The following is a 20,936-nucleotide window of genomic DNA, read 5'->3' on the forward strand; positions in this document are numbered from 1 at the left end:
TGGACCCAGTCTACTAACTCCGGGAGGTCAGCCGGGATCGTTAACGGGTTCGCCGCATGGCAACATGAACGCCATGAGCACAGGCGACCGCAGGGACGGCGTTCCGACGACGGTGACCTCGATTCCGCTCGTCGATCCGCACGCCCCCAAGCCGGACCCTTCGATCGGCGATCTCGTCAAGGACGCCACCGCACAGGTCTCCACGCTGGTGCGTGCCGAGGTGGAGCTGGCCAAGGCCGAGATCACCCGCGACGTGAAGAAGGGCCTGACCGGCAGCGTGTTCTTCATCGCCGCGCTGGTGGTGTTGTTCTACTCGACCTTCTTTTTCTTCTTCTTCCTGGCCGAACTGCTCGACACATGGCTGTGGCGCTGGGTGGCCTTCCTGATCGTGTTCGGCATCATGGTGGTGGTCACCGGGGCGCTGGCCCTGTTCGGCTTCCTGAAGGTGCGACGGATCCGGGGTCCGCGGCAGACCATCGAATCGGTCAAGGAGACGCGCGAGGCCCTGACGCCCGGGCACGACAAGAACGTCACGACGGCCGTTGCCATCAAGCCGGCCGCCGACCCGTCAGGCTGGTAATGCCTCCGCCCGACCCGTCGATCGTCCGGATCGAGGGGCCATGGCGGCATCTGCAGGTGCATGCCAATGGGATTCGGTTTCATCTGGTCGAGGGTGAAAACGAGGGTGAGCCTGCCGCTCCCGACCGCCCGCTGGTCATCCTGCTCCACGGATTCGGCTCGTTCTGGTGGTCGTGGCGTCATCAACTCACCGCCCTGACCGGCGCCCGGGTGGTCGCGGTCGACCTGCGTGGCTACGGCGACAGTGACAAGCCACCGCGCGGATACGACGGCTGGACGTTGGCCGGGGACACCGCGGGGCTGGTGCGGGCGCTCGGACACAAGACCGCGACGTTGGTCGGACATGCCGACGGCGGCCTGGTGTGTTGGGCGACGGCCGTGCTGCATCCGCGGGTGGTCAATGCGATCGCTTTGGTGAGTTCACCGCATCCGGTGGCGCTGCGAACCTCCACCCTGAGCCGCCGGGATCAGGGCCGCGCGTTGTTGCCGTCGATGCTGCGCTACCAGCTGCCGACGTGGCCGGAGCACACCCTGACCCGACACGACGGTGCGGCGCTGGAGCAGCTGGTCCGTAGCCGCGCCGGTGCCGCATGGCAGACCACCACGGATTTCTCGGACACCATGGGTCATTTGCGTCAGGCCATCCAGATCCCGGGTGCCGCGCACTGCGCCCTGGAATACCAGCGGTGGGCGGTGCGCAGTCAGCTGCGTGGTGAGGGCCGGCGGTTCATGCGGTCGATGAAGCGCCCGGTCGGTGTGCCGGTGTTGCACATGCGCGGCGACGCCGACCCCTATGTCCTGCCCGACCCGGTGCATCGCACCCAGCACTACGCCCCGCACGGCCGATACGTATCGATCTCGGATGCCGGACATTTCGGCCATGAAGAGCAACCGGAGGCGGTCAACCGGCAGCTGAACCGGTTCCTGGCGGCGCTGCGGACCGGTTGATCAGGAGCTGATGCAGGTCCCGGTGTGCACCCGTTCGGTGTTGCCGATCTTGGCCAGCTGACGCTCGACCTCCTTGGCGGTCAGCACGAATCCGGTGTCGACGTCGTCGACGGCCGCGCCGAACACCACGCCGAGCACCTTGCCCGACCGGTTGATCATCGGGCCGCCCGAATTGCCTTGCCGCACCGTGCCCCTGACCGTGTACACCTCGCGGGTGACCGTGGTGGTCCGGTAGATGTCGGGACCGTTGAGCTCGATGATCTCGCGGACGCGGGCCGGGGTGGCCAGGAAATCACCGCCGCCGGGATAGCCCATCACCACGGCGTCGGTGCCTTTCGGGGCGGGCTGGTCGGCGAACTGCAGGGGTTGGATCGGCAGGTTCGGCACGTCCAGGATGGAAATGTCGGCGTTGGGATCGTAGGACACGACGCCGGCGTCGTAGGTCTTGCCGTCGGCCTCGATCGTCACGCTGTCGGCACCGGCCACCACGTGGGCGTTGGACATCACCCGGTTGGGTGCGACGACGAATCCGCTGCCCTCCAACACCTTCTGGCAACTCGGTGCGACGCCGCGGATCTTGACCACGCTGGGCTGGGTCGTCGTCACCACCGGATCGGTGGCCAGCGCCGCGTCAGGAGCATCGACGTTGACGATGGGGGTACGCCCGAACGGTTCGAGCACATCGGGCAGACCGGAGGTGTCCAGCAGCGCCGACAACCGGTTGGGCACCGAGCGCAGCCAGTCCGGCGCCACCTTGTCAACCTCGGTCAGTACCCGCGAGTTCTTCACTGCCCCAGCCAGATTCGGCTGGTCCGACGAGGTCAGCAGGCTGCCCAGCAGCCAGGAGGCGACCAGGACCGCGACGAGCATCAGGCTCACCCCGACCACCGAGTCGAACGCGCGGAACAACCGGTTGCGGATCGTGCCGCGCACCGCCCTGCCCAGCACCACGCCGGCGATCTCCCCGATCACCACCAGCGCCAGGATCAAAAACAGCGTGGCGAACAGCTTGGTGCGGTCACCGCTGATGTGCGGGATGACGTGCGGGGCCAGCAGCACGCCTGCCACCGCACCGAGCACCACGCCGATGAAAGACAGCAGGGAGCCGAGCGCGCCCGAGCGCCAGCCGGAGATGGCGGCAACGAACCCGATGCCGAGGATGGCGAAATCGAGCCAGACCGAAGGTGTCATCTATATCCACTTCAACTTTGGGCTTCACCGTAACCGTTGTCATGCCCGACGAGGGCCATTGCCTCGTCGAGTCCGCGGACGTCCTCGGTGTTCCACGGCTTGGCCCAGCCTGCGACGTCGAGGATCGCCGAGATGACCTGGCCGGTGAAACCCCACACCAGCATCTCGTTGAGGAGGAACGCGGGCCCGGCGAACCGGCTCGAGTTGGACTCCCGGTACACCATGAGCCGGTTTTCCGGGTTGGTGAAGGCCCGCACCGGAACCCGCGCCACGACGGCCGTCTCGGATTCGTTCACCACGGCCACCGGCCCGGGATCGGGTGAATAGGCCAGCACCGGAACCACGTGGAATCCCGATGGCGGGATGAACATCTTCTCCAGGGTGGCCAGCGGGTAGAGCCGGCTGGTGTCGATGCCCGTCTCCTCGGTGGCCTCCCGGAAAGCGGTACCGATCGGGCCTTCGTCGCCGGGATCGGCGGCGCCGCCCGGGAATGCGGCCTGGCCGGCATGGTGGCGCAACGTCGCGGCGCGGACCGTCACGAGCAGATCGGCGTCGTCGGGGAGAGTCGGGGGCGCGCCCTCGGGCGGTCCGGAGAACAGCACGAGCACCGCGGCATCGCGTCGGGCACCCGCCTGGGCGGCCTGGTTGTTGGCTTCGACGATGGAGGCCAGTACCTCCGGCGGCACCCGCCTGCGGTAGGCGTCGGGCACCCGGTCGAGGTTGTCCACGAGCGGTTTGAGCCAGGCCGGAGCGACATCCGGGAACAGCCCGTCGCGCGTCGATCTCACCGGCGGGTGCTCCTATCGGCTAGAGCGGATCAACTCATCGACCGCCGCCGCGATCTCGTCGGCGCTGACGAAGGAGCGGGGTAGGGTCCCGGCCACGCTACCGTCCGCGCGCAAAACCACCGTCGCAGGCATGACGTTGGGCACCTTCAGTGCGGCCGCGACCAGGCGGCGGCCGTCCTGCAACGTCGGCAGGTGCACCCCGAGTTCGGCCAACCGGATCAACGCCGCCGTCTCGTTCTCGTCCTGGTGCACCGTCACGACGAGGACGTCGTCGCCGACGCGGCGCTGGTATTCGGACATCGCAGGCAGTTCGTCGGCGCAGGGCCCGCACCAGTACGCCCACAGATTGAGCACCACCGTGCGCCCGGCCAGTGCCGCCGCCACGTCGACGGGTACGCCGTCACCTGCGCAGTCGAGGGTGATGCCGCGCAGCGCCTGCGGCCCGTCCCCCTCCCCTGGCCCGGGGCACGGCCGCAGGTCGGCGCGGGCCCGGGGGCCGGCCAGCGCCTCGGGAGTATCGGCGTCGCGGTGGTCGCGGGCGGTGGACTGTCCCGCCCCGACCTGCGGCGCCGGCTCGTCACGCAGCTCCATCCAGAACGCGGTGCCGAGTGCCATCAGGACCACCAGAACCGCCACGGTCCATCTGGCCGATCTGCTCATCGGGCCGTCACAACCCGGCCAACGCCAGCAGGTGCTCGGTCTCGGGACCTTTGACCAGCGCTGCCGCGGTTTCCGGGTCGGTGGGCCCGAGACCGAACGACGGGCAGTCCTTGGCCAGCACGCACACCCCGCAGGCGGGTTTGCGGGCATGGCAGACCCGACGGCCGTGGAAGATCACCCGGTGGCTGAGCAGGGTCCATTCTTTGCGCTCGATGAGCTCGCCGATCGCAAATTCGACCTTGACCGGGTCTTCCTCTGTGGTCCAGCGCCAGCGGCGGACCAGACGGCCGAAGTGCGTGTCGACGGTGATGCCGGGGATGTCGAAGGCATTGCCGAGGATGACGTTGGCGGTCTTGCGGCCCACCCCGGGCAGGGTCACCAGATCGTCGAGGTCGTCGGGCACCTGCCCGTCGAACCGTTCCACCAACTCCTGCCCCAGCCGGATCAGCGAGGTGGTCTTGTTGCGGTAGAAGCCGGTCGGCCGGATCAGCTCTTCCATCTCGGCGCGGTCGGCCTGCGCGTAATCCAGCGCGGTGCGGTACTTCTTGAACAGGGCCGGAGTGGTCAGGTTTACCCGTTTGTCAGTGCTCTGCGCGCTCAGGATGGTCGCCACCGCGAGCTCCAGCGGATTGGTGAAATCCAGCTCGCAGTAGACATGTGGAAAAGCCCGGGCCAGTTCCCGATTCATCCGTCGGGCCCGACGGACCAGGCCCAGGTGCGTCTCGGTGTCCCACTTCCTGGACCGGCGCGTTTTCCCGGATGGGGCGGCAGCCGCAGTCACGCCAGCAAGCGTACTGACCACCTCGGACATTCCGTGCCGCGGACCGGTGACAATTCGTGACCCCGCTGAGACCTGCGGCGTGTTAACTACTGCCTTGTGTCGTGGTTGCTGGTGGCGCTCATCCCGGGCTTGCTCATGCTGGCGGCGTTCGGGCTAGACCGACTCGAATCAGGATTGGCGCGCGAACCATCGCCCGAGATCGCCGTGGCTCGCCCCAAACCGCTGACCTTCGGGCTCGAGAGTGAAGGTTTGCCGACGCGGTACTACGAGCCGGAGATCATCAATACCGGGTTTCCGGCGTCCCGACCTGTCAATCGTGTGTAGCGTGGGCTAGTCGCGAAACCGCGTACCTCTACACTGAGCAGGCAGTATCAGTAAGAGGACAACACACCCAATAGCTTAAGGGGCAACGTGGACGAGATCCTGGCGAGGGCCGGAATCTTCCAGGGAGTCGAACCGACCGCCGTTTCGGCGCTGACGAAGCAGTTGCAGCCCGTCGACTTCCCACGCGGGCATACGGTCTTCGCCGAAGGCGAGCCCGGCGACCGGCTGTACATCATCATCTCCGGCAAGGTGAAGATCGGCCGCCGTTCACCGGATGGCCGGGAAAACCTGCTGACCATCATGGGTCCGTCGGACATGTTCGGCGAGCTGTCGATCTTCGACCCGGGGCCCCGTACCTCGAGCGCGACCACCATCACCGAGGTGCGCGCGGTGTCGATGGACCGTGACGCGCTGCGCGCATGGATCGCCGACCGGCCCGAGATCGCCGAGCAGCTGCTGCGGGTGTTGGCCCGTCGCCTGCGTCGCACCAACAACAACCTGGCCGACCTGATCTTCACCGACGTTCCCGGCCGGGTGGCCAAGCAGCTGCTGCAGCTGGCCCAGCGGTTCGGCACCCAGGAGGGCGGGGCGCTGCGCGTGACCCACGACCTCACGCAGGAAGAGATCGCCCAGCTCGTCGGCGCGTCCCGCGAGACGGTCAACAAGGCGCTGGCCGATTTCGCCCACCGCGGCTGGATCCGACTCGAGGGCAAGAGCGTCCTGATCTCCGACAGCGAGCGTCTGGCACGCCGAGCGCGCTAGCGCGAGCATCCGGCACAGAGCCCGCTAAGCGCGCAGGTAGTCCAGTTGGGCTTGCACGCTCTTCTCGGCGGCGTCCCAGAGTTTCTGGTCGACGTCGGTGTAGACGTGCTCGACGACCTGACGGGCCGACGCCTCTTCACCGAGTTCCCTTAGTGCCGCACGTATCTGGTCCAATCGCTCCTCGCGATGGGCCAGGTACATCGTGGCCACCTCGTGCAGGTTCGGCAGATCGGGGCCGTGCCCGGGCAGCACCGGACGGGCACCCAGCCCCTGGAGCCGGTGCAGGGATTCCAGATAGTCACGCAAGCTGCCGTCTTCGGTGTCGATGACGGTGGTGCCACGGCCCAGCACGGTGTCCGCCGTCAGGACCGCGCCCTGCCCGCTGTCGTCGTCGAGCACGAAGGACAATGAGTCGACGGTGTGGCCAGGTGTGGCCATCACCTTGATGCGCAGGCCGGCCGCGTCGATCACCTCGCCGTCGGTCAACGGCCCGCCCATTCCGCGCAGGAAGCCACTGCCCACGGAGCGCACGGTGGCGCCGGTGAGGTCGACGAGCTTGTCGATGCCGCCGGTGTGGTCCTCGTGCTTGTGACTGATCAGCACCAACGCGACGGTGCCCAACTCGGCGATGCGCGCGATGTGCGCCTCATCGTCAGGACCGGGGTCGACGATGACGATCTCGTCGCTACCGTGGCCGCGCAACACCCAGGTGTTGGTACCCTCCAGCGTCATCAGGCCAGGGTTGTCGCACAACAGTACGGAGGCCGACATCTTGTCTGTCTCGACGACCGGCCTCACCTGCCCGTAGGCAGGGTGCTGAAGATGCGACGCGGCTGTCACGCTGTTTCGACGATGATCTCGACCTCGACCGGCGCGTTGCGCGGCAACTCCGACACGCCCACGGCGGAACGGGCGTGGGCGCCCGCCTCGCCGAAGATCTCCCCGAAGAGCTCGGAGGCTCCGTTGACCACACCGGGCTGACCGTGGAAGCCCGCGGCCGAGGCGACGAAACCGACCACCTTGACGACCTTGACGACGGAGTCGATGCCGACGAGCGCGTGCACCGCGGCCAGGGCGTTGAGCCCGCAGATTCGGGCCAGCTCCTTGGCGTGCTCGGGGCTGACCTCGTCGCCGACCTTGCCGGTGGCCAAGAGCTCACCCGCCTGGATCGGCAGTTGACCGGCGGTGTAGACGAGATTGCCGGTGCGCACCGCGGGCACGTAGGCGGCCAGCGGGGCGACGACGTCGGGCAGTTCGATGCCGAGTTCGGCCAACCGCTGCGAGTTCGTCACTTCGGCCGCTTGAGGTAGGCGACGTGCTGCTCGCCCGTCGGGCCGGGAAGCACGGAGACCAGCTCCCAGCCGTCCTGCCCCCACTGGTCGAGAATCTGTTTGGTGGCGTGCGTCAACAACGGCACCGTGGCGTATTCCCACCGGGTTGGTTCGCTCATGCGGCTGAGCTTATCGGTCGGACAGCCGGGCTTGGTTAGCATGCAGTGGTGGCAACCACTGAGAGCGGCGCCAAACACGTCGGCTGGCCGTCGCGGCTGACCAAGGCCCGACTGCACTTCGTTTCCGGCAAGGGCGGCACCGGCAAGTCCACGGTGGCTGCGGCGTTGGCCCTGGCGCTGGCCGCCGGCGGACGCAAGGTGCTTCTGGTCGAGGTCGAGGAACGGCAAGGCATCGCGCAGTTGTTCGACGTGCCGCCGCTGCCGTACGAGGAAGTCAAGGTCGCCACCGCCGACGGCGGCGGACAGGTCAACGCCCTCGCCATCGACATCGAGGCGGCGTTCCTGGAATACCTCGACATGTTCTACAACCTCGGGCTGGCCGGCCGGGCGATGCGCCGGATCGGCGCCATCGAGTTCGCCACCACCATCGCGCCGGGCCTGCGGGACGTGTTGCTCACCGGCAAGATCAAAGAGATCGTGGTACGCACCCAGAACGACGCCAAGGCCAAGCGCGGCGTGTACGACGCAATCGTGGTGGATTCTCCTCCCACCGGCCGCATTCCGCGGTTCCTGGACGTCACCAAGGCGGTCTCGGACCTGGCCAAGGGCGGTCCCGTGCACTCGCAGGCCGAGGGCGTGGTCAAGATCCTGCATTCCGAGCAGACCGCCATCCATCTGGTCACCTTGCTGGAGGCATTACCGGTCCAGGAAACCCTGGAGGCGATCGAGGAACTCACCGAGTTGGGGCTGCCGATCGGCAGCGTCATCGTCAACCGCAACATTCCGGCGCACCTTCCGGCCGAGTCGCTGACCAAGGCCGCCGAGGGCGACATCGATGCCGACACGGTTCGCGCCGGATTGGACAAAGCCGGAATCACGTTGTCCGACAACGACTTCGCCGGCCTGCTGACGGAGTCCATCCAGCACGCGACCAGGATCGCCGCGCGTGCCGAAAGCGCCGAACTGCTCGACGCCATCGACATTCCCCGTCTCGAACTGCCCGCCCTGGCCGACGGCGTCGACCTCGGCAGCCTCTACGAGCTCGCCGAAGCACTGGAACAGCAGGGGGTCCGATAACCATGAGTGCCCACCCACCGGCATTGGACATGCACACGATCCTGTCCGACACCGCCAACCGCGTCGTAGTCTGTTGCGGCGCAGGCGGAGTCGGCAAAACCACGACAGCCGCCGCGATGGCGCTGCGGGCCGCCGAATACGGGCGCACCGTCGTGGTGCTCACGATCGACCCGGCCCGTCGGCTGGCCCAGGCGTTGGGCATCAAGGATCTCGGCAACACCCCGCAGCGCGTGCCGCTGGCTCCGGAGGTCACCGGGGAACTGCACGCGATGATGCTCGACATGCGCCGCACGTTCGACGAGATGGTGGTGCAGTATTCGGATCCCGGCCGGGCCGACGCCATTCTGGAGAACCAGTTCTACCAAACCGTGGCGACCTCGCTGGCCGGCACGCAGGAGTACATGGCGATGGAGAAGCTCGGTCAGCTGCTGGCCGAGGACAAGTGGGATCTCGTGGTCGTGGACACCCCGCCGTCGCGCAACGCCCTGGACTTCCTCGATGCACCAAAACGGTTGGGCAGCTTCATGGACAGCCGGTTGTGGCGGCTGCTGCTGGCCCCGGGGCGCGGCATCGGCAAGCTCGTCACCGGAGCCGTCGGGCTGGCCATGAAAGCGTTGTCCACCGTGCTGGGGTCGCAGATGCTTTCCGACGCAGCAGGTTTCGTGCAAGCACTGGACGCCACGTTCGACGGTTTCCGGCAGAAGGCCGACAAGACCTACGAACTGCTCAAGCGTCGCGGCACCCAGTTCGTGGTGGTGTCGGCGGCCGAACCCGACGCGTTGCGTGAGGCGTCGTTCTTCGTCGACCGGCTGTCGAGCGAGCAGATGCCGCTGGCCGGGCTGATCCTCAACCGCACTCATCCCACGCTGTGCGATCTGCACGCGGACAAGGCCGAGGAGGCTGCCGACGTGCTGGCGGCCGACGACCCGGAATCGCTGACGGCCGCAGTGCTGCGCATTCACGCCGATCGGGCCCACACCGCCAAGCGCGAGGTCCGGCTGCTGTCGCGGTTCACCGGCGCCAACCCGCACGTGGCGATCGTCGGGGTTCCGTCACTGCCGTTCGATGTGTCCGACCTGGATGCGCTGCGGGCGATCGCCGATCAGATCACCGGGGTCGGCGCGTCCGCCTAGCAACCGTTCTGCAGATACCGGCGGATGTCGATGCCCACCCGCTGCATGGCGGCCAGGACCGGGTCCCGATGGTCTTCACCGAGGGCCCAGTTGGCCAGCACGGCATAGCCGACTCGGCGGCCACTGGCCCGGCACTTGACGCTGCCGATATCGATCCTGGCATCGGAGATCGTCCCGGTCTTGTTCCACAGCTCGAAACCGTGATCAAACTCGGTGTGCGCCAGCGGATCGAGGCCGAAAGCCGGTGCCACCATCGACAGATCGGTGTTCACGCCGAGCCATTGACGTACCCGGTCGGACACCGCGGTGCTGTGGATGGTGCCGGCATCGAGGCGGGCGACGAAATCGCACAGCTCGGCGGCGCTTCCCACCGAGAGTGTGAGCGGGTCGTCGTGCGGCCGGTTCAGCCGCACCCGGTCGCGTAGGCCGCTTTCGGTGAAGCCCAGGTCCCGGGTCGCGCGTTGGACGTGTTCGAGCCCGAGCCGGCGTAGCAGCATGTTGGTGGCCATGTTGTCGCTGACCGCCCCGATCAGCAGACACAGGTCGTCGACCCGTTGGTCCCGGCGGCTCATCAGGTAGAGCACGCCCGAATCCGCCACCACGTCTTCAGTTGTGGCGCAGATGATTTCACCCGGGTCCAGCGTGGCGTCCTCGATCCGGCGCGCCACCTCCGCAAGCAGAAAAACCTTGCCTACGCTGGCGGTCTTGAGCACGCGGTGAGGATCGTGCTCCCACAACGTCTTCCCCGTGGCCAGGTCCACGACACGGACCGACCACCTCGCCGACCCGGGCAGCCGGCGCGAGTCCTGAGAGAAGACGCCGCTCATGCCAGTTCGTCGAGTTTCGCCACGTCAGCGGTGTCGGCGTCAACAGGCACCCGCCCATACCGCTTGCGCAGGACGTAGGCGAGCACCACCACGACGAGGCTCAGCACGCTCGCCAGCAGCTGGATGCGCTGATCGACGTCGAAGAGCATGGCCAGCAGAACGAGGACGAAGCACGCGATCACCACGATCGTCAGGTAGGGAAAGAACCACATCTTCAACGTCAGCTTGGATGGGTCCTCACGTTCGATCGCCCTGCGCACCCGCAGTTCCGAGGCGCCGATCATCACATACATGAAGATCGCGACCACGCCGCAGGAATTCACCAGGAACAGGAACAGGGAATCGGGGGCGAAGTAGGCGAGCACCACCGACACCCATCCCACCACCGTGCTGGCCAGGATGGCGCGCGTCGGTACGCCCCGAGTGTTGGTCCGTACCAACCACTGTGGTGCGTCACCATGTGATGCGAGGACCCGCAGCATCCGTGAGGACGTGTAGATCGACGAGTTGAGCACCGAGAGCACCGCGGTGAGGATGACGAAGTTCATGATCAGCCCGGCACCGGGGATGTGCAGTTTGTCCAGCGCGGCCACGTAGGGGCTGGACAGCACCGATGCGTCGTTCCACGGCAGCAGGCACACGACCAGGAAGATGGAGCCGACGTAGAACAGGATGATCCGCCAGATGACCCCGGTGGTGGCACGGGCCACCGACTTCGCCGGCTCGGCGCTCTCCGCGGCGGCGATCGTGACGATCTCGGCGCCACCGAAGGCGAAGATCACCACCACCACAGCGCCCAGAATGGCCCCAATTCCGTTGGGGGCGAAGCCACCGTGGGCCACCAGGTTACTCAGGCCGCCGGTGTCGCCCGGCCACAGTCCCAGGATCCAGAGCAGGCCCAGGACGATGAAGGACACGATGGCCGCGACCTTGATGCCGGAGAACCAGAACTCGAATTCGCCGAACCACCGCACCGAGATCAGGTTGGTGGCGGTCATCACGGCCATCAACAGCATCGCCATGAGCCACAGCGGCAGGCCAACCCAGACCGACAGGATCTTCGCTCCCGCAACGGCTTCCACCGCGATGATGATCACGTAGTAGTACCAGTACAACCAGCCGAGGGTGAAGCCCGCCCACGGCCCGATTCCCATCCGGGCGTAGTCGGCGAACGCGCCCGTCCTGGGCTTCGCGACCACCATCTCGCCGAGCATGCGCAAGGTACACAGCACCAGTGCACCGGCCAGGATGTAGGACAGGATCGCGGCCGGTCCGGCCGTCTTGATGACTGCACCACTACCGACGAACAGCCCGGCCCCGATGGCCCCGCCGATCGCGATCATGGTCATGTGCCGGGTCTTCAGGGACCTGGCCAGGCCGGAGCGGGGTTCGTCGGGTGAGGACAGATGGGATCTCGATTCGAGCATGGGCCGTCACAATCAGTCGGAGGTCGGGGCGGGCAGTTGGACGAAAGACGGTTCGCCGGCCTCGGTGACGATCTCCTCGATCGTCTGGGCGCGACGGGCCAGGGACCAGCATCGGTCACCGTCGGGAACGGACTCCACCGCATACACCGCAGGCCGCGGCAGCGCGTTGTACGCGAAGTGGGTGGAGAAGTAGTAGCCGCCGGTGTCGGGGATCGCAACCAGGTCACCCGGGTGGATGGTGGGCAGTTCCCGTCCGACGGCCAGCATGTCGCCGGTGAAGCAGGCCGGCCCGGCCACATCCTGTATCTGTGGCTGCTCGTCGCGACGGCTTCCCCGCGCGTCGTACACGTCGACCCGCAACGGCCACGCCGCCGGCGCGAAGACCGTGCGGGTGGCGACCTGCACACCGGCATGGGTGACGGCGATCGGCCGGCCGCCGGTGACCTTTGTGTATTCGACCCGGGCCACCAGGGTGCCCGCCTTGGCGGTCAGGGCGCGGCCGAATTCGGTCACCAGGGTGTAGGTCCCGTCGAACAACGACGGCGCCGCAGCCTCCAGCACGGCGCGATGGTCGGCGAAAGTCGGTGTGATGTCGTCGGATTCGAAGTTGACTGGCAACCCGCCGCCGATGTCGATGCGCTGGATCTGCCGGCCTCCGACCTGCTCGGTGATGTCGTCGGCCAGTTCTGCGATCAGTCGTACCCCCTCGGCCGCATGCTCGAGGCTGAGCCCTTGCGAGCCGCTGTGCACGTGTAACTGGGTCAGCCAGGGTCGCGCGGCGAATGCTGCGACGATCCGCGCGCGGGAATCGGCCAGCCCGATCCCGAACTTCGACGTGCTGGTGGCGGTGCTCATGGCGTCGATCACGCCCGCCCCGGTCTGCGGGTTGAGCCGCATACCGATCACTGACCGGTGGCTGCCCACCCGGGCGACGGCCTGGTCGACCCGGGCCAGTTCGTCGAAGTTGTCGACGTTGAAAGAGACGCCCAGGTCGAGCGCCCTGGCGATCTCCGTCTCCGTTTTCGCCGGCGAATCGAACACGATGCGCTCCGGCGGGAAGCCGGCCACCAACGCCAGTTCCAGCTCGCCGGGGCTGGCTACCTCGCACCCGAACCCGGCCTGGGCGAAGCGCGCGAGCACCGGACGCAGGGTGATGGCCTTGGCTGCGATGGTGTGAAGTGCCGGCAGGTGCGTGGGATAGGCCTGGGTCAGCGAGGACATCAGCTCGTCGAGGGTGTCCAGATCGAGAACCCCGCACAGCGGGTGCGTGTCGTCGATGAATCCCTGCCGGACCACGTCGGCGACAATCTGCTCGCGGCGCCGCAGCAGCGTGTCCGGGCTAGGCAGGAGTTGTCCGATACGCGGTGGTGCATCAATCACAGATCAACCCTATGGACCCGGACGGATGTGCAGAGAGCCATACGGGGTGAGGAATTGTGCACGAGTTTTTGTGCAATATGGAGGGACGCCCGGTCGAGTCGGCCTCAGGATCTCCGAAGTGCACTAATCGGCACCGGTCTGGTCGTGTCTTTCCCACACCAGCAGACCGAGGGCGGTCCGGAGCCGAGAGATCGAGGAGTTGAGGTCGATACCGGATGTCCCGGCGATCCGGTCCAGTCGGTACCGCAGCGAGTTGGGGTGGATGCCCAATTCACGGGCCGCTCCGCTGAGGTTGCCAGGATGCGCGAGAACCGCCGCGATGGTGTCGACGAAGGCGGTGCCGTGATCGGTGTCATGCCGGCGCAGTATCTGCAGCGGTTCGACGAGGGCGTCGGTCATCGGAGCGAGGCGGTCGGCCACCCGGATCAGGGCAAGAGCATCCGGCACGTCCGCCTCGGTGAGGACGGCGACCCGATCCGCGATCCCGGATCGCGCCGCGCCGACGGTCAGTGCGGCAGCATCGAGGATCTGCCGAGCAACGATCGCCGAATGTTGCAGGCCGCCAAGGTCATTCACCACAGGTCCGACCGCAACCGTGCCGGTCTGGGTGCCCGACACTCGCGCGACATGCCTGGACAGCGCGTCGGCGACGTGCGCCTCGGTGGCGTCTTCACCATCCATCGGCAGGACGACCAGCAGATCGCTTCCGACCTGGACCGCCCGGGTGCCTGCACGCAGCGCCTGGACGTGAAACATCAGCGATCTCGACGACGGGGTGTCGCTGCCCAGCGCCACCACGGAGTGCCTGACGTCGCGTTGCAGGCCGAGTAACGCCGCAGGCACGCCGGAGTCCACCCCGCGCGAGAGCAGGTCGGCCAGGGCCGATTCCTGAAGCCGCCGCTGATACTGGTCGCGGTGAACTTCGCGCAACAACATGGCGGCAGCGGTCTGACGCACCTGCAGCAGCAGCTGCCGTAGCTCCTCCCGGTCGGTGCCGTCGTCGAGCGCAGCCCAGATCGTTCCGAGCGTCTCGGGCCCTGACTTCAGGGAGATGACCATGCGGGCCGGGTCGTCTTCCTCGGCATTGCGCACCACCACGTCGTCGGACCGCCACACCGCGGGCAGGAACCCGGTGGACATCAGCCGCTCGATCCGCCAGGCAGGCACTTCCCCGCGCAGGATGGTCTGGTTCCGGATCGGGTCGACATCCTGGCCGACGACGGCATAGGCCAGCACCCGAGAATCCAGGTCCTCGATCGTCACCGGAGCCCCGGTGCGGCTGCTGATCCACCGGGCCAACGCCTGCAGGTTGTCCACCTGCGGGGCAGGGCTGACGATGCGGCCGGCACCGACGAGCCGGATGAGCACACGGAAAAGCTCACTCCATCCCACCCATGGGGACCGCCGGAACAACCGGGTCCGGTGGCCGGGTTGTTCCGTCAGGAGCGACAGGTCGGTCGTCGCGTCAGGTGGAAGCACAAGCGCTGCAGCGGTTCCGGCCTCGTCGAGCAGCGAACCGAGTGCGAATCGGTCGTCGATGCGGGCGCTGACCAATACGATGGCGCCGGTGTAGTCCGCCGCGGTTCCGGGCTCGTGCAAAGTGACGTCACCCAACAGCGGATCGTCGTCAGATTCGGTAGCCGCCGTCAGCGGAACCAACATCCCGGCCGCGCCAGAAACCAGCGCCGACAAGGGAACAACCACAACCGATTACATTACCGCCGCGGCAACTGCGGCGGGTCGGGCTACACCGCGCTGCGGTGTTTGCGTTGGGCGGCGAAGAACTCGGCCCAGGAGTTGACCTCGGGATGCTGCTTGAGCAGGGCACGACGCTGACGTTCGGTCATCCCACCCCAGACCCCGAACTCGACGCGGTTGTCGAGCGCGTCGGCCCCGCATTCGAGGATCACGGGGCAGTGCCGGCAGATCACCGCGGCCTTGCGTTGGGCAGCACCGCGGACGAACAACTCGTCCGGATCGGCCTGGCGGCATCGGGCCTGCGATACCCAGGCGATCCGGGCTTCACCCTCGCCGCGGTGGACCAGGTTGGCAGCGGGAGCGGAAGCGTTCATCTTGTCTGCGACAGTTCGTGTACCTGACACCAGCGATCCCTTCGTTCCAGCCATCTCCCCAGATGGCGGGCGTTGAACCTTCCGGTGTAGAACGCCCTTGCGATCTACGCCACACTGCGCCAGCGGGTGTTACCTGGATCGCACTGTGTGTCCAAGCTAGGTGGTCAGGCGGTATTTGTGCAACAGTTTGTGGCCGTCTTTTTTGGGACGGCCGTGCCGTCTAACCCGGCTCCTGGCGCGTCGGACCGTTTCCGCAGGCGAGCGGGATATGCCCGCGCCCCCGCTCGCGCACGGTGGCGGCGAGCAAGCTAGTTACTCTGTACGCATGCCGGAGCCGCCGACACGACCGCCCGCGCAACCACCTCAAGCGGTCACCGTCATCAAACTCGCCTGGTGCTGCTTGTTGGCCAGCGTGCTGGTGGCTGCGTTCATGTTCCCGGTGGTGGGCGGAATCGGCCTGATGTCCAACCGGGCTTCCGACGTGGTGGCCAACGGTTCGGCCGCGCTCGTCGAGGGTGAGGTTCCGCAGGTCTCGACGATGGTCGACGCCAAGGGCAACACCATCGCCTGGCTGTATTCCCAGCGCCGCTTCGAGGTGCCCAGCGATCAGATCGCCAACACCATGAAGCTGGCCCTGGTCTCGATCGAGGACAAACGGTTCGCCGAGCACAACGGGGTGGACTGGCAGGGCACGCTGACCGGGCTCACCGGTTATATGCGCGGCGATCTCGACACCCGTGGCGGTTCGACGATCGAGCAGCAGTACGTGAAGAACTATCAGTTGTTGGTGATCGCCCAGACCGACGCCGAGCGGCGCGCGGCAATCGAGACCACCCCGGCACGCAAGCTGCGGGAGATCCGGATGGCGCTCACCCTGGACAAGACCTTCACCAAACCCGAGATCCTGACCCGCTATCTCAACCTCGTCTCGTTCGGCAACGGCGCGTTCGGTATCCAGGATGCCGCGCAGACGTATTTCGGGATCAACGCCTCCGAGCTGAACTGGCAGCAGGCCGCCCTGCTGGCCGGCATGGTGCAGTCCACCAGCGCGTTGAATCCCTACACCAACCCCGACGGTGCCCTGGCCCGTCGGAACCTGGTGTTGGACACCATGATCGAGAACATTCCGCAGGAGGCCGAGGCGCTGCGGGCGGCCAAGCAGCAGCCACTGGGCGTCCTGCCGCAGCCCAACGAGCTGCCCCGGGGCTGCATCGCCGCCGGTGACCGCGCCTTCTTCTGCGACTACGCGCTGGAGTACCTCGCCCGCGCCGGCCTGTCCAAAGAGCAGGTGGCCAAGGGCGGTTACCTGATCAAGACCACGCTCGACCCGGACGTTCAGGGGTCGGTGAAGTCGGCGATCGACAGCATCGCCCGTCCCGACATTCCCGGTATCGCCAGCGTGATGAGCGTGATCAAGCCGGGCAAGGAATCCCATCCGGTGCTGGCGATGGCGAGCAACCGCACCTACGGCTTGAACACCGACGCCGGCGAGACGATGCAGCCGCAGCCGTTCTCGCTCGTCGGCGACGGCGCCGGCTCGATCTTCAAGATCTTCACCACGGCCGCGGCCATGGACATGGGGATGGGCATCAACACCCAACTGCCCGTGCCCGGTTTCTTCCAGGCCAAAGGGCTGGGCAGCAGCGACACCCCGGGATGCCCGAAGGAAACCTGGTGCGTGAAGAACGCCGGCGGCTACCGCGGCTCGATGAGCGTCACCGACGCCCTGGCCACCTCGCCGAACACCGCGTTCGCCAAGTTGATCTCGCAGATCGGCGTGCAACGAACGGTGGACATGGCAGTCAAGTTGGGGCTGCGGTCCTACGCGCTGCCCGGCACCGCCCGCGACTACGACCCGGACAGCAACGAGAGCCTGGCCGATTTCGTCAAACGCCAGAACATCGGCTCGTTCACCCTGGGCCCGATCGAGGTCAACGCACTCGAGCTGTCCAACGTGGCGGCCACCCTGGCTTCCGGCGGGACCTGGTGCCCGCCCAACCCGATCGCCCAGGTGTTGGACCGGCACGGTAACGAGGTATCGGTGACCACCGAGACCTGTGATCAGGCGGTTCCCGAGGGTCTGGCCAACACCCTGGCCAACGCGATGAGCAAGGACGATCAGGCCGGCGGTACCGCGTCTGGATCGGCCGGTTCGGTGGGCTGGGATCTGCCGATGTCGGGCAAGACCGGCACCACCGAGGCGCACCGCTCGTCGGGCTTCCTCGGCTTCACCAACCAATACGCGGCGGCCAACTACATCTACGACGACTCCACCTCGCCCGGTGAACTGTGCTCGTTCCCGCTGCGTCAGTGCGGCAACGGTGACCTCTACGGCGGCAACGAGCCGGCCCGCACCTGGTTCACCGCGATGAAACCGATCGCCAACAGCTTCGGGCCGGTGGCGTTGCCTCCGACCGATCCGCGGTACGTCGACGGCGGCCCCGGTTCCGTGGTGCCGACCGTGATCGGGTTGGATGAGACCGCCGCCCGCCAGCGGCTCAAGGAGTCCGGTTTCCAGGTGGCCGACGGTGCCGCCTCGGTCAACAGCAGTTCGCGCTACGGCACCGTGGTCGGCACATCGCCCAGCGGACAGACGATTCCGGGCTCGATCATCACCATCCAGATCAGCAACGGCATTCCGCCGGCCCCGCCTCCGCCGCCGATCGCGTTCCCGATGCCCGGCGGTCCGCCGCCGGAGATCGGCCAGACCGTGGTCGAGATCCCGGGGTTGCCCCCGATCACCGTGCCGGTGTTGGGACCGCCACCACCCCCGTGACCGCCGGTTCGCAGTAGGCTGGCTCCATGTCAGTGAAGAAGGCAGCTGCCGTCACCGCGGGTTCGCTGGTCGCCGGGATCGGCTACGCATCCCTCATCGAGCGCAACGCGTTTGTGCTGCGGGAAGCGACGATGCCGGTACTGGCGCCGGGCTCCTCACCCCTGCGGGTGCTGCACCTGTCCGATCTGCACATGCGTCCCAATCAGCGACGCAAGCAGGCCTGGCTGCGCGATCTGGCTCAGCTCGAGCCCGATCTGGTGGTCAACACCGGTGACAATCTGGCGCACCCGAAGGCCGTGCCCGCCGTCGTGCAGTCGCTGAGCGAACTGATGTCGGTCCCGGGCCTGTTCGTGTTCGGCAGCAACGACTACTTCGCCCCGCGGCTGAAGAACCCGCTGAACTACATCACCAACCCGCAGCACCGGACACACGGTGAACCGCTGCCGTGGCAGGACCTGCGCGCGGCGTTCACCGAACGTGGCTGGCTGGACATGACCCACGTGCGGCGCGATGTCGAAGTCGCGGGGCTGCACATCTCGGTGGCCGGCGTCGACGATCCGCATCTCAAGCGCGACCGCTACGACACCATCGCCGGGCGGGCCAACGGCGCGGCGAACCTGACGCTGGGGCTCACCCACTCCCCCGAGCCTCGGGTGCTCGACCGTTTCGCCGAGGACGGCTACCAGCTGGTGCTGGCCGGCCACACCCACGGCGGGCAGCTGTGCCTGCCGTTCTACGGGGCGATCGTGACCAACTGCGAGCTGGACCGCTCGCGCGCCAAGGGCGCCTCGAAGTGGGGCTCGCACATGCAGCTGCACGTGTCGGCGGGCATCGGCACGTCGCCGTTCGCGCCGGTGCGGTTCTGCTGCCGGCCAGAAGCGACCCTGCTGACGCTCATCGCGGCGCCCACCGGTGGCGGCCACGTCGGGACCAGGGCGGGCCAGTCCTCGCCGACCGTTTCCGCGCGCTGACCCAGATGGCGTCCAGCGCCTCCCACACCCGGCCGCGCCACTGGGTGGACAACGCGGTGCGGCTCATCGAAGCCGACGCAAAACGCAGCGCCGACACCCACCTGCTGCGGTACCCGCTGCCCACGGCGTGGGCCGGCGACTCCGACGTCGCGCTCTATCTGAAAGACGAGTCCACCCACATCACCGGCAGCCTCAAGCACCGGCTCGCCCGCTCGCTGTTCCTCTACGGGTTGTGCAACGGGTGGATCGGCGAGAACACCACGATCATCGAGGCGTCCTCGGGGTCGACGGCGGTGTCCGAGGCCTATTTCGCGGCGCTGCTGGGGCTGCCGTTCATCGCGGTGGTGCCGGCCTCGACCAGCGGCTCGAAGATCGCGTTGATCGAAGCCCAAGGCGGCCGTTGCCATTTCGTCGCCGAATCCTCGCAGGTGTATGCCGAGGCGCAGCGGTTGGCCGAGGAGACCGGCGGGCACTATCTGGACCAGTTCACCAACGCCGAGCGGGCCACCGACTGGCGCGGCAACAACAACATCGCCGAGTCGATCTACGAGCAGATGCGGCTGGAACCGTACCCGGTGCCGGAGTGGATCGTGGTGGGGGCGGGTACCGGTGGCACCAGCGCGACGATCGGCCGCTACATCCGCTACCGCAGGCATGCCACCCAATTGTGTGTCGTCGACCCCGAGAACTCGGCGTTTTTCCCCGGCTACGCGCAGGGCCGCGACGACGTCGTCACCGGCGCGTCGTCGCGCATCGAAGGCATCGGCCGCCCGCGCGTGGAGCCGTCGTTTCTGCCCGGTGTGGTCGACCGGATGATCGCGGTGCCCGACTGCGGGTCTGTCGCGGCTGCGCATCACGCCAGCCGGGTCCTGGGCCGCCGGGTCGGGCCGTCGACGGGCACCAACCTGTGGGGCGCCTTCGGGCTGCTGGCAGAGATGATCGCGAACGGGCGCAGCGGGTCGGTGGTGACCCTGTTGGCCGACAGCGGCGACCGCTACTCGGACACCTACTTCGACGCGGACTGGCTCAGCGCCCAGGGGCTGGAATTGTCGGAGTCCACGGCGGTGCTCTCGGAGTTCGAGCGGTCCGGCAGCTGGTCGTGATCGGCCGTCAGGAACAGCCACAACGCTGCCAGGGCGAAAAAGCCCAGATAGACGGCGGCACCTAAAACGGTCATGACTTGATCAACGTCATGTGTGCCCAGGTTGCTTCCCGGGCGTGCGTTGACCCTTTGCGCCGTTTTCCACACCAGGGTCGCGGTCGGCCGACTTCAACAACCCCCAGGTCGAAAACGGTGAAGCTTGTGGCTGCGTGCGTTGACCCTCTGCGCCGTTTTCCACACCAGGGTCGCGATCGGCCGACTTCAACAACCCCCACGTCGAAAACGGCGAAGCTTGTGGCTGTGTGCGTTGACCCTCTGCGCCGTTTTCCACACCAAGGTCGCGGTCGGTCGACTCCAACAACCCCCAGGTGGAAAACGGCGAAGCTTGTGGTGGTGTGACGAAGACGTAGCCGTTTGGCTTTGGCGGTGCCCGGTGCGATAGGCTGTCGAAGCTTCACGCGGGGTGTGGCGCAGCTTGGTAGCGCGCTTCGTTCGGGACGAAGAGGTCGTGGGTTCGAATCCCGCCACCCCGACAGTGCAAGCAAGGCCCAGACCAGAGAAATCCGGTCTGGGCCTTGCTCGTTAACGACCCCGAATCGGCCGCGCGTCGAGGGTTAATGGCCAAAATGTGTGTACGGCTGTCGGTGTGTCGTGGCGGTTAGGGTGTTGATCTGCCGGCCCAGCCGTG

General features: G+C 67.1%; 20 protein-coding genes, 1 tRNA gene and 1 pseudogene. 10 read left to right on the top strand and 12 right to left on the bottom strand.

Going from position 1 to position 20,936, the window contains the following annotated elements; all coding sequences use genetic code 11:
* The first annotated feature begins 73 nt into the window (after positions 1–73).
* Together A5733_RS05490 and A5733_RS05495 are read left to right on the top strand one after the other, a co-directional pair.
* Entirely contained in the window at positions 74–580 is a 507-nt protein-coding gene (locus tag A5733_RS05490; RefSeq protein WP_076239407.1) for a phage holin family protein, read from the top strand.
* Positions 580–1,527, top strand: coding sequence for an alpha/beta fold hydrolase (locus A5733_RS05495; RefSeq protein WP_076239395.1), 948 nt, complete (start codon positions 580–582; stop codon positions 1,525–1,527). Before A5733_RS05490 ends, A5733_RS05495 begins: the two co-directional genes overlap by 1 nt.
* Here A5733_RS05495 and marP read toward each other — a convergent pair whose 3' ends face one another.
* From marP to nth, 4 genes are read right to left on the bottom strand one after another with little or no spacing between them, the layout of a single operon-like run.
* A complete protein-coding gene (gene marP, locus A5733_RS05500) occupies positions 1,528–2,718 on the bottom strand; it encodes an acid resistance serine protease MarP (protein ID WP_076239396.1) in 1,191 nt (396 codons plus the stop codon).
* Between the two features lie 11 nt (positions 2,719–2,729).
* On the bottom strand, positions 2,730–3,506 hold the full coding sequence (locus tag A5733_RS05505) for a CoA pyrophosphatase (protein WP_076239397.1): 777 nt from the start codon (positions 3,504–3,506) through the stop codon (positions 2,730–2,732).
* A 12-nt stretch (positions 3,507–3,518) separates the two neighbouring features.
* The gene (locus A5733_RS05510; RefSeq protein ID WP_076239398.1) at positions 3,519–4,166 is read right to left on the bottom strand and encodes a TlpA disulfide reductase family protein; all 648 of its coding nucleotides are present in this window, start codon (positions 4,164–4,166) and stop codon (positions 3,519–3,521) included.
* 7 nt (positions 4,167–4,173) lie between these two features.
* A complete protein-coding gene (nth, locus tag A5733_RS05515) occupies positions 4,174–4,854 on the bottom strand; it encodes an endonuclease III (RefSeq protein ID WP_198938737.1) in 681 nt (226 codons plus the stop codon).
* A gap of 189 nt (positions 4,855–5,043) precedes the next feature.
* Between nth and A5733_RS28175 the strand changes: the two are divergent.
* Positions 5,044–5,142, top strand: a pseudogene (locus A5733_RS28175) (hypothetical protein); the annotation flags it as partial.
* Positions 5,143–5,358: 216 nt separating this feature from the next.
* The gene (crp, locus tag A5733_RS05525; protein ID WP_003883807.1) at positions 5,359–6,033 is read left to right on the top strand and encodes a cAMP-activated global transcriptional regulator CRP; all 675 of its coding nucleotides are present in this window, start codon (positions 5,359–5,361) and stop codon (positions 6,031–6,033) included.
* Between the two features lie 24 nt (positions 6,034–6,057).
* On the opposite strand, the gene A5733_RS05530 is transcribed toward crp, so the two are convergent.
* The 3 genes from A5733_RS05530 to A5733_RS26950 form a co-directional block, all read right to left on the bottom strand.
* Positions 6,058–6,804, bottom strand: a complete 747-nt coding sequence (locus A5733_RS05530) for an MBL fold metallo-hydrolase (RefSeq protein ID WP_076239409.1) — start codon at positions 6,802–6,804, stop codon at positions 6,058–6,060.
* 65 nt (positions 6,805–6,869) lie between these two features.
* The gene (locus A5733_RS05535) at positions 6,870–7,325 is read right to left on the bottom strand and encodes a RidA family protein (protein ID WP_076239399.1); all 456 of its coding nucleotides are present in this window, start codon (positions 7,323–7,325) and stop codon (positions 6,870–6,872) included.
* Positions 7,322–7,483: a DUF4177 domain-containing protein gene (locus A5733_RS26950; RefSeq protein ID WP_075908995.1), complete on the bottom strand. Its 162-nt coding sequence runs from the start codon at positions 7,481–7,483 to the stop codon at positions 7,322–7,324. The genes A5733_RS05535 and A5733_RS26950 overlap by 4 nt, the downstream gene beginning before the upstream one ends.
* A 45-nt stretch (positions 7,484–7,528) precedes the next feature.
* Here A5733_RS26950 and A5733_RS05540 point away from each other — a divergent pair, with 45 nt between their 5' ends.
* Positions 7,529–8,560 (top strand): ArsA family ATPase, encoded by a 1,032-nt coding sequence (locus A5733_RS05540; RefSeq protein ID WP_198938736.1) that lies wholly within the window; start codon positions 7,529–7,531, stop codon positions 8,558–8,560.
* A gap of 2 nt (positions 8,561–8,562) precedes the next feature.
* Positions 8,563–9,693: an ArsA family ATPase gene (locus tag A5733_RS05545; RefSeq protein WP_067769722.1), complete on the top strand. Its 1,131-nt coding sequence runs from the start codon at positions 8,563–8,565 to the stop codon at positions 9,691–9,693.
* On the opposite strand, the gene A5733_RS05550 is transcribed toward A5733_RS05545, so the two are convergent.
* The 5 genes from A5733_RS05550 to A5733_RS05570 form a co-directional block, all read right to left on the bottom strand.
* Positions 9,690–10,520, bottom strand: coding sequence for a serine hydrolase (locus tag A5733_RS05550; RefSeq protein ID WP_076239400.1), 831 nt, complete (start codon positions 10,518–10,520; stop codon positions 9,690–9,692). The genes A5733_RS05545 and A5733_RS05550 overlap by 4 nt on opposite strands.
* A complete protein-coding gene (locus A5733_RS05555; RefSeq protein ID WP_076239401.1) occupies positions 10,517–11,947 on the bottom strand; it encodes an amino acid permease in 1,431 nt (476 codons plus the stop codon). Before A5733_RS05555 ends, A5733_RS05550 begins: the two co-directional genes overlap by 4 nt.
* A gap of 12 nt (positions 11,948–11,959) precedes the next feature.
* Positions 11,960–13,327, bottom strand: a complete 1,368-nt coding sequence (locus A5733_RS05560) for a diaminopimelate decarboxylase (RefSeq protein ID WP_076239402.1) — start codon at positions 13,325–13,327, stop codon at positions 11,960–11,962.
* Between the two features lie 123 nt (positions 13,328–13,450).
* The gene (locus tag A5733_RS05565; protein WP_233152624.1) at positions 13,451–15,031 is read right to left on the bottom strand and encodes a CdaR family transcriptional regulator; all 1,581 of its coding nucleotides are present in this window, start codon (positions 15,029–15,031) and stop codon (positions 13,451–13,453) included.
* A gap of 41 nt (positions 15,032–15,072) precedes the next feature.
* Positions 15,073–15,399 carry a WhiB family transcriptional regulator gene (locus A5733_RS05570; protein ID WP_067769721.1) on the bottom strand — a complete coding sequence of 109 codons (327 nt, stop codon included), beginning with the start codon at positions 15,397–15,399 and terminating at the stop codon, positions 15,073–15,075.
* A gap of 325 nt (positions 15,400–15,724) precedes the next feature.
* Between A5733_RS05570 and ponA2 the strand changes: the two genes are divergently transcribed.
* From ponA2 to A5733_RS05590, 4 genes are all read left to right on the top strand, one after another.
* Complete coding sequence (ponA2, locus tag A5733_RS05575) at positions 15,725–18,175, top strand: transglycosylase/D,D-transpeptidase PonA2 (protein WP_067769720.1); 2,451 nt, start codon at positions 15,725–15,727, stop codon at positions 18,173–18,175.
* A 26-nt stretch (positions 18,176–18,201) separates the two neighbouring features.
* Positions 18,202–19,146: a metallophosphoesterase gene (locus tag A5733_RS05580; RefSeq protein WP_076239404.1), complete on the top strand. Its 945-nt coding sequence runs from the start codon at positions 18,202–18,204 to the stop codon at positions 19,144–19,146.
* 5 nt (positions 19,147–19,151) lie between these two features.
* Positions 19,152–20,249, top strand: a complete 1,098-nt coding sequence (locus tag A5733_RS05585; protein ID WP_067769717.1) for a PLP-dependent cysteine synthase family protein — start codon at positions 19,152–19,154, stop codon at positions 20,247–20,249.
* A gap of 458 nt (positions 20,250–20,707) precedes the next feature.
* Positions 20,708–20,781: transfer RNA gene (locus A5733_RS05590), tRNA-Pro, on the top strand.
* Positions 20,782–20,936: the final 155 nt, after the last annotated feature.

Source organism: Mycobacterium sp. NS-7484, from assembly GCF_001953975.1.
In the GTDB taxonomy this organism is placed as follows: Bacteria; Actinomycetota; Actinomycetes; order Mycobacteriales; family Mycobacteriaceae; genus Mycobacterium.

What these genes read in the sequence shown, in the direction of transcription:
- A5733_RS05490 (WP_076239407.1), top strand. Translation starts at nt 74, where the DNA reads ATGAGCACAGGCGACCGCAGGGACGGCGTTCCGACGACGGTGACCTCG.
- A5733_RS05495 (WP_076239395.1), top strand. Translation starts at nt 580, where the DNA reads ATGCCTCCGCCCGACCCGTCGATCGTCCGGATCGAGGGGCCATGGCGG.
- marP (WP_076239396.1), bottom strand. Translation starts at nt 2,718, where the DNA reads ATGACACCTTCGGTCTGGCTCGATTTCGCCATCCTCGGCATCGGGTTC.
- A5733_RS05510 (WP_076239398.1), bottom strand. Translation starts at nt 4,166, where the DNA reads ATGAGCAGATCGGCCAGATGGACCGTGGCGGTTCTGGTGGTCCTGATG.
- nth (WP_198938737.1), bottom strand. Translation starts at nt 4,854, where the DNA reads ATGAATCGGGAACTGGCCCGGGCTTTTCCACATGTCTACTGCGAGCTG.
- A5733_RS05530 (WP_076239409.1), bottom strand. Translation starts at nt 6,804, where the DNA reads ATGTCGGCCTCCGTACTGTTGTGCGACAACCCTGGCCTGATGACGCTG.
- A5733_RS26950 (WP_075908995.1), bottom strand. Translation starts at nt 7,483, where the DNA reads ATGAGCGAACCAACCCGGTGGGAATACGCCACGGTGCCGTTGTTGACG.
- A5733_RS05545 (WP_067769722.1), top strand. Translation starts at nt 8,563, where the DNA reads ATGAGTGCCCACCCACCGGCATTGGACATGCACACGATCCTGTCCGAC.
- A5733_RS05550 (WP_076239400.1), bottom strand. Translation starts at nt 10,520, where the DNA reads ATGAGCGGCGTCTTCTCTCAGGACTCGCGCCGGCTGCCCGGGTCGGCG.
- A5733_RS05555 (WP_076239401.1), bottom strand. Translation starts at nt 11,947, where the DNA reads ATGCTCGAATCGAGATCCCATCTGTCCTCACCCGACGAACCCCGCTCC.
- A5733_RS05570 (WP_067769721.1), bottom strand. Translation starts at nt 15,399, where the DNA reads ATGAACGCTTCCGCTCCCGCTGCCAACCTGGTCCACCGCGGCGAGGGT.
- ponA2 (WP_067769720.1), top strand. Translation starts at nt 15,725, where the DNA reads ATGCCGGAGCCGCCGACACGACCGCCCGCGCAACCACCTCAAGCGGTC.
- A5733_RS05580 (WP_076239404.1), top strand. Translation starts at nt 18,202, where the DNA reads ATGTCAGTGAAGAAGGCAGCTGCCGTCACCGCGGGTTCGCTGGTCGCC.
- A5733_RS05585 (WP_067769717.1), top strand. Translation starts at nt 19,152, where the DNA reads ATGGCGTCCAGCGCCTCCCACACCCGGCCGCGCCACTGGGTGGACAAC.